General features: G+C 63.5%; 16 protein-coding genes. 7 read left to right on the top strand and 9 right to left on the bottom strand.

The window, feature by feature from the left end:
* Positions 1-216 (top strand): Tn3 family transposase (locus tag CG471_RS27740; protein ID WP_143560296.1); only part of this gene is annotated, 216 nt, incomplete at its 5' end.
* Position 217: 1 nt separating this feature from the next.
* Positions 218-832, top strand: a complete 615-nt coding sequence (locus tag CG471_RS27735; protein WP_228222247.1) for a DUF6118 family protein — start codon at positions 218-220, stop codon at positions 830-832.
* A 3-nt stretch (positions 833-835) separates the two neighbouring features.
* Here the strand turns inward: CG471_RS27735 and lgt are convergent, their stop codons facing one another.
* The 7 genes from lgt to CG471_RS27700 are packed head-to-tail and all read right to left on the bottom strand — an operon-like array spanning position 836 to position 4,942.
* Positions 836-1,711 carry a prolipoprotein diacylglyceryl transferase gene (lgt, locus tag CG471_RS27730; protein ID WP_007016079.1) on the bottom strand — a complete coding sequence of 292 codons (876 nt, stop codon included), beginning with the start codon at positions 1,709-1,711 and terminating at the stop codon, positions 836-838.
* A gap of 46 nt (positions 1,712-1,757) precedes the next feature.
* Positions 1,758-2,144, bottom strand: coding sequence for a rhodanese-like domain-containing protein (locus tag CG471_RS27725; protein WP_004213269.1), 387 nt, complete (start codon positions 2,142-2,144; stop codon positions 1,758-1,760).
* 36 nt (positions 2,145-2,180) lie between these two features.
* A complete protein-coding gene (locus CG471_RS27720) occupies positions 2,181-2,930 on the bottom strand; it encodes an MBL fold metallo-hydrolase (protein WP_007016078.1) in 750 nt (249 codons plus the stop codon).
* A 19-nt stretch (positions 2,931-2,949) separates the two neighbouring features.
* Positions 2,950-3,729 (bottom strand): sulfite exporter TauE/SafE family protein, encoded by a 780-nt coding sequence (locus tag CG471_RS27715; protein WP_004213267.1) that lies wholly within the window; start codon positions 3,727-3,729, stop codon positions 2,950-2,952.
* A complete protein-coding gene (locus tag CG471_RS27710; RefSeq protein WP_004213266.1) occupies positions 3,726-4,169 on the bottom strand; it encodes a DUF6691 family protein in 444 nt (147 codons plus the stop codon). The genes CG471_RS27715 and CG471_RS27710 overlap by 4 nt, the downstream gene beginning before the upstream one ends.
* A gap of 3 nt (positions 4,170-4,172) precedes the next feature.
* A complete protein-coding gene (locus tag CG471_RS27705) occupies positions 4,173-4,598 on the bottom strand; it encodes a YeeE/YedE family protein (protein WP_004213265.1) in 426 nt (141 codons plus the stop codon).
* A 2-nt stretch (positions 4,599-4,600) separates the two neighbouring features.
* Positions 4,601-4,942 (bottom strand): helix-turn-helix transcriptional regulator, encoded by a 342-nt coding sequence (locus CG471_RS27700; protein ID WP_004213264.1) that lies wholly within the window; start codon positions 4,940-4,942, stop codon positions 4,601-4,603.
* A gap of 203 nt (positions 4,943-5,145) precedes the next feature.
* Between CG471_RS27700 and CG471_RS27695 the strand changes: the two genes are divergently transcribed.
* Positions 5,146-6,618, top strand: a complete 1,473-nt coding sequence (locus tag CG471_RS27695; protein ID WP_007016074.1) for a multicopper oxidase family protein — start codon at positions 5,146-5,148, stop codon at positions 6,616-6,618.
* Positions 6,619-6,645: 27 nt separating this feature from the next.
* The gene (locus CG471_RS27690) at positions 6,646-7,230 is read left to right on the top strand and encodes a DsrE family protein (protein WP_004213260.1); all 585 of its coding nucleotides are present in this window, start codon (positions 6,646-6,648) and stop codon (positions 7,228-7,230) included.
* Positions 7,231-7,246: 16 nt separating this feature from the next.
* Here the strand turns inward: CG471_RS27690 and CG471_RS27685 are convergent, their stop codons facing one another.
* Together CG471_RS27685 and CG471_RS27680 are read right to left on the bottom strand one after the other, a co-directional pair.
* Positions 7,247-7,468, bottom strand: a complete 222-nt coding sequence (locus tag CG471_RS27685; RefSeq protein WP_037513255.1) for a GDCCVxC domain-containing (seleno)protein — start codon at positions 7,466-7,468, stop codon at positions 7,247-7,249.
* Entirely contained in the window at positions 7,468-7,884 is a 417-nt protein-coding gene (locus CG471_RS27680; protein WP_004213257.1) for a mercuric transporter MerT family protein, read from the bottom strand. The genes CG471_RS27685 and CG471_RS27680 overlap by 1 nt, the downstream gene beginning before the upstream one ends.
* 63 nt (positions 7,885-7,947) lie before the next feature.
* On the opposite strand from CG471_RS27680, the gene CG471_RS27675 reads away from it, so the two are divergent.
* The 3 genes from CG471_RS27675 to CG471_RS27670 all read left to right on the top strand — a co-directional run.
* On the top strand, positions 7,948-8,259 hold the full coding sequence (locus CG471_RS27675) for a MerR family transcriptional regulator (RefSeq protein WP_257211712.1): 312 nt from the start codon (positions 7,948-7,950) through the stop codon (positions 8,257-8,259).
* Positions 8,211-8,363, top strand: a complete 153-nt coding sequence (locus CG471_RS31860) for a hypothetical protein (protein ID WP_373562079.1) — start codon at positions 8,211-8,213, stop codon at positions 8,361-8,363. The genes CG471_RS27675 and CG471_RS31860 overlap by 49 nt, the downstream gene beginning before the upstream one ends.
* A gap of 94 nt (positions 8,364-8,457) precedes the next feature.
* On the top strand, positions 8,458-9,078 hold a 621-nt coding region (locus CG471_RS27670; protein WP_143560295.1), incomplete at its 3' end, for a transposase.

The following is a 9,078-nucleotide window of genomic DNA, read 5'->3' as shown; positions in this document are numbered from 1 at the left end:
CGATCCGGCGAAGGCCAGCACTATCGCATCGCCGGAATGAACCTGCTCGCCGCCATCATCATATTCTGGAACACCATGAAGCTCGGCGAGGTCGTCAATACCCGGGCCGCCAGCGGTACCCATATCGAGCCTGATCTACTCGCCCACGTCTCGCCGTTGGGATGGGAACACATCAATCTAACCGGGGAATATCGCTGGCCCAAATCCTTAGCGTAGGATTCCGCCCCCTCCCGCAAACGCCCCCTATAGCGAGACGCTGGCGGGCATGGTGCAGAAGATCGACGCCACCTTGCAGCGCGCCGACGCGCTGGTGACGGCAGCCAGGGACGGAGCAACGCCGCGTCACGTTGTTGACCGGATCGTAGCGGCAGGCGGTGACGCCCGCGCCGAGGACCGGCGGACGATCGCGACCGCAGCCGCAGAGCTGAAGGATGCAACTCGGGCGCTTCAGGGCGTCACCGCATCGGCGCGGCGGGGCTACGAGCAGAACCGCTGGTTGATGTGGACGGCGATCGGCGGAGTGGTGCTCGGCATGGTGCTTTGGGCGGCGTTCGCCGGCGTCGTCGCGCGTGCCGTGCCGGCGAGCTGGCAATGGCCGGAAAAGATGGCGGCGCGAGCGCTCGACCTGTCAATGTGGGAAGGCGGGCAGCGGATGATGCAGGCCGCCTCGCCCACCGCGTTCCGCGCGATCATAGCGGCCGACAGGATGGTGTTGGCCAATCGCGAAACGATCGAAGGGTGCAGCAAGGCCGCAGCCCGAACGCGCGAGACGGTGCGATGCACAATCAAAGTTGGTGCTAGCCTTGAGGAGCAGCAGGATAGCGACCGCTAGTTCCTATTCACTGCAACTCGATTTTGGCATGATTGCTGGCTCACTTTTTACTGATTTGCCCTGCTGGTTGCGCGAGCCGGCGCGCCAAGCTGCGACTATCAAATAGATACCTGCGGCAATCATCGGCACGGTGAGCCACTGACCCATATGAAGCCCTGTTCTGGCTGTGAAGCCGACAAGCTGGGCATCCGGCTCCCGGAAGAATTCGACAATGAAGCGAGCGAGCCCATAGCCAAGAAGGAACACGCCGACGAGCATGCCAGGGCGACGTCGGGCGTTGGTAAACCAGAAAAGGCACGCGAGCACGGCAAACAAGACCAGTCCTTCCAGCCCGGCTTCGTAGAGCTGGCTCGGGTGACGCGCGAGGCCATCGCGACTTCCGGGGAACACAATCGCCCAAGGCACATCGGTGGGCTTTCCCCAAAGCTCACCATTCACGAAATTAGCGAGGCGGCCGAAGAACAGGCCGATCGGCACGGTGCAGGCGACATAATCATGGACCCGCAGCCATTCGAGGCCGTGTCGTCGCGCGAACAGGATCAGCGCGAGCGAGACGCCAGCTGCACCCCCGTGGAACGACATGCCGCCGTCCCACAGCTTGAGGATTTGCAGGGGGTCGAAGATCATCTCAGGACCGTAAAAGATCACATAGCCGAGACGGCCACCGAGGATAACGCCCAACGTCGCGTAGAACACGAGATCGTCGGCTTGTGCGCGGTTCATCGGGGCCGCTGGTTGGGCCAGCAGCCGCAGCAGATACCACCACCCGGCAATGATGCCGGCGATATAGGCCAGCGAGTACCAGCGGATGTCGAGCGGGCCTATGGAGATGGCTATCGGGCTCAATCCGAGGCTGGCGAATGCGATATGGCTATCCAAGGATTGTATCCTGCCTGCGAGAAGCGGCGCTCGAGCGCGCCATGGGTTATTCCGGTGCGATTGAAGCGCCGGCATCCTTGAGCGCCGCAAACCCGCCGGGGACGTGGGCGACATTCTCCACGCCCATCTCCTTGAGTGATTTTGCGGCCAGCGCCGAGCGGGCGCCGGACCCACAATAGAGCACCAACCGCGATCCACTGGCGAGTTTGGCATTGTGGGTGGGGCTTTCAGGATCGACCTGGAATTCCAGAAGGCCACGCGGGACATGCACCGCACCAGCCACCAGCCCCGATTTTGCGACTTCCCCTGGCTCGCGGATGTCAACGAACTGGACCTTGGGATTGCCGACAAGTTTGGCTGCATCGTCAGGCGCGATAGTTTCGACAATCGCATTCGCTTCGGAAACCAGTTGTTTCGAGGTGCGTGTTGGCATCGACTTTCTCCTGTAAATGAACCTGTATCGGATGGCTCAGCCCTGCTCGGACTTGCCGCCTATCTGGCGCAGCATTTCCGGCAAATCTGTCGGGCAATCACCGCAAAGCTTGTTTGCCGGAACGGCAACGTCGATCTTCTTTGGGTAGGGAAGATCGAGAGCGGCCATGATCGCGACGAATTCCTGAACGGTCTTGCCCGCAAGGCGCGGGTTCCGTTCACGCTCCTGCGCCACTGTCGTGATGTGGCGATGATTGTAGTCGTGAGCCGGGTAGATCAGACCATCGCCCGGCAGCGTGAAAATCTTCTGCGTGACGGAGTGATAAAGGGTGGCGGCGTCACCGTTTTGGAAGTCGGTGCGGCCACAGCCGTCGATTAGCAGGGCGTCGCCGGTGAAGGCGCGAAGACCATCGGGCTGCTCAACCAGGTAGGTATGGTGGGCGTCGGTGTGCCCCGGCGTAAACAGCGGCTGAAGCTTGAGCGCGCCGACAGTCAAAGGCTGGTCCTCGGCGACCCCCACGTCAGCACAGGGAAGGCCGTCCATGGCGGGGTACGCGATCTTGGAGCCGGTAAGGCTGCGCAGATAGCAGGCCGATGTGACGTGGTCCGCATGCACATGCGTCTCCAACGTATAAGCCAGTTCGAGATCCAGTTCCTGAAGCGCGGCAAGGTCGCGTTCGATCGTTTCGAGGACAGGATCGATCAGGACGGCTTTGCGCGTCTCCGGGCAACCGAGGAGGTAGGTGTAGGTCGAGGACTCCGGCTCGAACAACTGACGAAAGATCATGATCGGTCTCCAATGGTGTCTAGCCGCCGATCCCGCCCAGGCTGCGGAACAGCATGTAGGCGGCCACGGCCAGCAGGACGAAAGCGAAGATGCGGGTGAGCAAGCCCTTATGATCGGCGAGCCGGATGGCGGTTTGCATGCCGGCGACGCCGCCAGCGACCCCGCCAGCGATGAAGAAGCCGGCCACGCGCCAATCCACGAGTCCTGACAGGGCATAGTTGAGGGCTGTCGCCGATCCGAACGTTCCCACCGAAAACAGCGACGATCCGACCGCGTTGAGGATGGGCATGCCGCTGCCGAGCATGATGCCGGGCACAATCAGGAAGCCGCCGCCGATGCCGAAGAACCCTGACAGGAGGCCGGCGAGAAGGCCGATCGCCACGAGCCGCACAGCGATGGGGCGCGTGATCCGCACGCCCGGGTCGCCGCCGCCGGATTTGCCGCGCAGCATGGAAACCCCCACCACGATCATCACGCCTGCGAACAGCACCAGGAGATGCTGACCCGCCACCATCTTGCCCAGGGTGGAGCCGATCAGGGCGCCTATGACGCCCGATGCCCCGAAGACGAGGGCGCAGGGCCACTTCACGGTTCCGGCCCGGGCGTGCTGGATCAGGTTGGCGAAGGCATTGGCGGCCACCGCCAGCGCGCTCGTGCCGATCGCGACGTGCGGGTCCTTCATGCCCACGACATACAGCAGCAACGGCAGGGCAAGGATCGAGCCGCCGCCGCCGATCACCCCGAGGGTAAAGCCGACGACGACACCGGATATGAGCGTGAGGATGTCGACCGGCGTCATGGGTTTGCCCCGGGCCTGGCTGCGCGATAACGTTCCTGAAGGGCGAAGACGCCCATGCCCGCCAGCATCGCCACGACGAACACCAGCGCCGCCGGCGCTCCGAGGCTCAGGGCGACCAGGGCCGGACCAGGGCAGTAGCCGACGAGGCCCCATCCGACGCCGAACAAAGCCGCGCCCGAGAGAAGCTTCTTGTCCAGGGACCGGGACGATGGCCCATTGAACGCCGGTGCGAAAAGCGGAGCATCGCGCCTTCGGCCGAGTGCAAATCCCAACGCTGAAACCATGACGGCCGAGGCCAGCACCAAGGCAAGGCTCGGGTCCCACGACGGCGCGGCGACATCAAGAAACGCCAGAACCTTGCTGGGGGCTATCATGGCGGAGACGATCAGGCCGAAGCCGAAAATGAGCCCCGAGGCGAGCGCGATGAGCAGCTTCCTCATTGCTCAGAGTCCGATGACGTGTCGGGCGACGTACACAGTCGCGGCCGCTGTGATGAGGAAGACGCCTGTCGCGGCGAGCGAGCGGGGCGAGAGCCTCGCTATTCCGCAGACGCCATGCCCGCTGGTGCAACCACTCCCGAGCCGAGTCCCAAATCCCACCAGAAGGCCGGCTGCGATCACGACGGCGACTGGGGCCGGCGACGTGAGGTCCGGTAGCAGGCCGCCCGCCGCCCGGTAGAGCAAGGGCGCGGCGAGCAGGCCGACCAGGAATGTTGCGCGCCAGGCCATCTCGCCGCGGACAGGCGCAAGCACCCCGCCGACGATGCCGCTGATTCCAGCGATGCGCCCATTGGCGATCCACAGGAAGGAAGCCGAGAGGCCGATTAGCGCGCCGCCCACGATGGCCGAGAATGGGGTGAAACCCTCCATCGTCAGGATTCTCTGCTCTCAGCTTCGTCACCGGCGCAAAAGAGTGCGTAGAGTTCCGTCAGGATCGGCAGCACGCGCTCGGACGTGATGCGGTAGAATATCGTCGTTTTCTCCCGCCGTGTTCCGACCAGGCCTTCGTCGCGCAGCGTGGCCAGATGGCGGGACAAATTCGACTGTGTCAGTCCGAGGCGTTCGCCCAGATCGGTTACCGACAACTCCCCGCCGAGCAGGCTGCACAGGATCATCAGACGGTGCCGGCTCGCAAGCGAACGGAGGAACGCTTCCGCTTCGCCGGCCTTTTCCTCCAGAAGCTCCGGAGACATTTTAACGAGGGAAGGTGGCACAGTTGCTCCAAACATCTTATATGTAGCATATATGATGGAGTGGTGTTCGATCAAGCGCCAGCTAGGAGGTTCCCCCCGTGAGCTACTATTTCGCCAAGCCATCGAGGCTCCTTCGAAGCGCCGGAGTGCGAGGTAACCCCATGCTGATCGACCAGGCTGTCCGTATCGCTTCCGAGCTGCGCTGCACGCTGGGACAGATTTAGATGCTCGATCGACGTTCGCTGTTGGCTGGCGGAGCGGCATTGTTCGCAACCACCGCTTGCTCGCGCTCCACGCCGGGCCTCGGCGGGGGAGGTGCAAACCCGCTTCCGATGCCGCCGCTGTTGGACGCACGGCCTGGCCGCTCATTCGCGCTACGGGTCCAGTCCGGAACGACTTCATTTTATCCAGGCCGGCCGAGTGACACGCTCGGGTATAATGGCAGCTATCTCGGACCGACGATCAGGGTGCGCCGTGGCGACGACGTGGCGGCTGTCGTGACCAACGGGCTCAACGCGGACACGACTGTGCATTGGCACGGGCTTCTGATCCCCGGAGAGCTGGATGGCGGCCCCCATCAGATCATCGCGCCGGGCGCGACCTGGCGGCCCACGCTCCCGATCCGGCAGCCCGCAGCGACCCTCCTTTATCACTCACACGTCCATGGGTTGACGGCCGAGCAAGTCTATTCGGGCCTGGCTGGGGCGTTGCTGGTAACCGACGACGAAGAGCAGGGCCTGGGGCTCCCGTCAGAATATGGCGTGGACGATCTGCCCCTGCTCATCCAGGATCGCCAGTTCGAAAATGGTCGCCTTGTCATGCCAGGCGGCATGATGGTCGCCATGCAGGGCCGGCGCGGCGACACGATCCTTGTGAACGGCGCGGTGAATCCGCTGGCGGCGGTGCCAAATCGGTTGGTTCGCCTGCGGCTCGTCAACGCATCGAACGCGCGGATTTATGAGCTGTCGTTTTCCGATCGGCGGAGCTTTCACTGGATCGGAACCGAAGGGGGGCTGCTCGAACACGCAGTGGCATTGGAAGCCATAACCTTGGCGCCGGGCCAACGTGCCGAGCTTCTCGTGGACTTCACGGACGGTAGGTCCGCCTCGCTGGTGACGGCGGCTGATACCAACAGCTCGATGATGGGCGGCATGGGTATGATGGGGCGTGGCGCCCGAAGGACCGATGCCGCGGCACCAGCGACCGTGCTGCGGTTTGAACCACGGCCGTTGGGACAGGCTCGTGCCAGCGGCGTCGTGCCGACCCTTCTGGCATCACGAACTGGGCCCGACGCCAGCAAGGCGGTGCGCCGTCGCCGTCTGAGCCTCAACATGGGCATGGGCGGCATGATGGGCTCAGGAAGCGGCGGTGGCGGCCTTACGATCAATGGCAAGCCATTCGACATGAATCGCATCGATGAGACGGTGAAGCTAGGCTCCACCGAAATATGGGAGGTGTCTGGCGAAATGATGCGCCACCCGATCCATATTCACGGCGTCCACTTTGATGTTCTCACCCGCGGTGGCGGGCAGCCCGATGTTCTCGACCAGGGGCCGCGCGACACGGTCCTCGTCAAGGAACCGGTGGAGCTTCTCATCCGATTTGATCAGCCGGCCAAGAGCGCTCCCTTCATGTATCACTGCCATATCCTTGAACATGAGGATAATGGAATGATGGGCCAGTTCAGTGTTGCGTAGGCGTAGGCTCCCACTTCTGGAGAGTTTATGCAGCGCCTACCGTCCAACAGGAGAGCAAGGTTGCCAAAAAGAGCTTTCGCCACATTTCTGCTCGCGGCAACGATGCTGACCGGCGGCACCTCGCTAGCTGCACAGGATAATCTGGTTTATCCCGTAATACCGGGATTTGGCGGGATCGTGGCCGTGCCCAGTGCTGCCGAGCGGCCCGATCCCAAGCTTCGCTACCGCGTCTTGTTCAATGTCACCAAGGCCGCAAGCTCTCCCGACAAAGTGAATCCCAGCCTTGAGAAGGTCGCGCGCTTCGTGAACCTGCTAGGCGCGGACAAGGTCCATCCGGCTGGTGACATCGCCGTCATCATTCATGGTCCCGCGACCCCGCTCGTCCTGCAGAACGCGCCATATGCGGCGCGTATGAAGGTAGCGGCCAACCCGAACGCTGCGCTGATTGCCGCTCTCCAGAAAGCCGGTGTTTCAATCCGCGTTTGCAGTCAGGCCATGGTCGGAAATGAGATCATGCCGAACCAAGTGGCTTCGGGCGTTGAGATCGATGATTCGGCGCTTACAACCTTGGCGAATCTACAAATCCGGGGTTACGCGCTCATCCCGGATTGAAAGGTGCGATACCCCCTCACCCGCAGTAGCCCGCCACGGTCCCGTTCGCCTTCGCCTCCTGAATCGGAGGGCATGGGACATCGCCGAACGAGCAGAACACGCAGCAGTCGCCGGCCAGGGGCCGCAGCACCGCCGCGCAATGTCGGCAATCATAGAAGAACTGGCAGGCGTTGGTGGGCATCGTCTCGGTCGCGACACCGCCGCACTCGGGACAGGTCAGCGTGGAGGTGAGCTGCATCAGGAAAGCGCCTTTATAAGCGGCGCTTCAATGCGATCCCATATCAGCGCGGTCAGCGTCAGGGTCGTGCCGATCGTGAGCATGATCGGAGTTGCGCGGGACGGTAGGGTCACGGTGCAGGACCGATCCGCAGCGCAGGTCCTCCGACGCCGCACATACGCCCACCACCCGGCAGCCAGGCCGACGAGGGAAAGCGCCGTCAGGGCCCAGCGCAGAGGCATCAGCGCGGCGAAGGTGCTCGACAGGCCCGCCCCCACGCCCAGCGCCGCCAGCGCGAGCGGCAAGACGCAGCAGGATGCGGCGGCTAGGACCGCGCCGAAGCTCGCCAGCGCACCCAGGGCGGATAGCCCCGCGTCGGCGCGGCGTGGCGATGCGGAAGCGGCCAGGGTTTCGTGCGGCAAAATCCTTTTATTCATCAGTCGTCTCCGGCGGAATAACCCCCTAATGCCTCCTGTAGCGGCTACAGGAGCAAGCGAATTATGAGGGATGAGAAAGGCCTAGCTATCGGCGAGTTGTCGCGCCGAACCGGCGTGAACATCGAGACGATCCGCTATTTCGAGCGCGTCGGCATTGTGGCGACCCCACCCCGCACGAGCGGGGGCCGGCGAGTATATGGGGCCGGCCACGTCCGCGTCCTTGGATTCATCCGTGGCGCGCGTGAACTCGGCTTCACCCCGGCCGAGGTGCGCGCGATCCTGTCACTTGGCGGTCCGCGCAGGCGTCGTGCAGTGAGGTCCGCGAGATCGCGGCCCACCACCTGGAGCGGGTTCGCGCGAAAATGGCAGACCTAGCGCAACTCGAAAGCCTGCTTGCCACGACGATCGACCGTTGCGAGGGCGACGGGGCGGCGAGTTGTGCCGTGATCGAATTGCTTGACCAATATACAACCACTTAGGTGTCAAAACCGGTCGGGGCTGTTGAAAAAAGGCCGGGTGATCCGATCGCGTTCCTAACGGGTTCCCTGCTTCGACACATCGGGAGCAGCGGCCATGATGGGTGAGCAACAGCGAGGCGGCAAGGGCGCAAGCTGGCGGGCGCTGGGAGCGATGATCCCCGCCGATCATATCCTGCACAGGATAGACGGGCTGATCGACCTGGGTGAACTGCGCGATGCGCTCGCGCCGCACTACAGTTGCCGTGGGCGTCCCTCGATCCCGCCTGAATTGCTGGTCCGCATGGCGCTGATCGATCGCCTCTATGGCATCACGTCGGAGCGCCGTCTGTGTGAGGAAGTCCGCTTCAACCTCGCCTATCGCTGGTTCTGCCGATTGCCGCTCAACGCGCCGGTGCCGCACCACTCGACGTTTAGCAAGAACCGGCATGGCCGCTTCCGCGATGCTAGCATCTTCCGCATCCTGTTCGAGCAGACGGTGCGGCGCTGCGCCGATGCGGGGCTGATCGCCCACAAGGATGCCGCAATCGATGCATCGTTCGTCGCGGCCGATGCAAGCTGGCAGCGCAAGATGCGGGACGCCGACATGGCCGCGCCCCGGCTTCCCCGCCCGGTTTGTGAATGGCTGGCGGATCAGGCCAATGCTCCACCGCAGGAACATGGCGTACCGCGTGGCAAACCGGCCGAGGTGTCACGCACCGATCCGGCGTCGGCGTGG

Origin of the sequence: Sphingobium sp. IP1 (genome assembly GCF_002708645.1) — a bacterium.
Lineage (GTDB): Bacteria > Pseudomonadota > Alphaproteobacteria > Sphingomonadales > Sphingomonadaceae > Sphingobium > Sphingobium yanoikuyae.
Note: the sequence above shows the minus strand (reverse complement) of the source record. Positions and strands in the feature narration are given on the sequence as shown.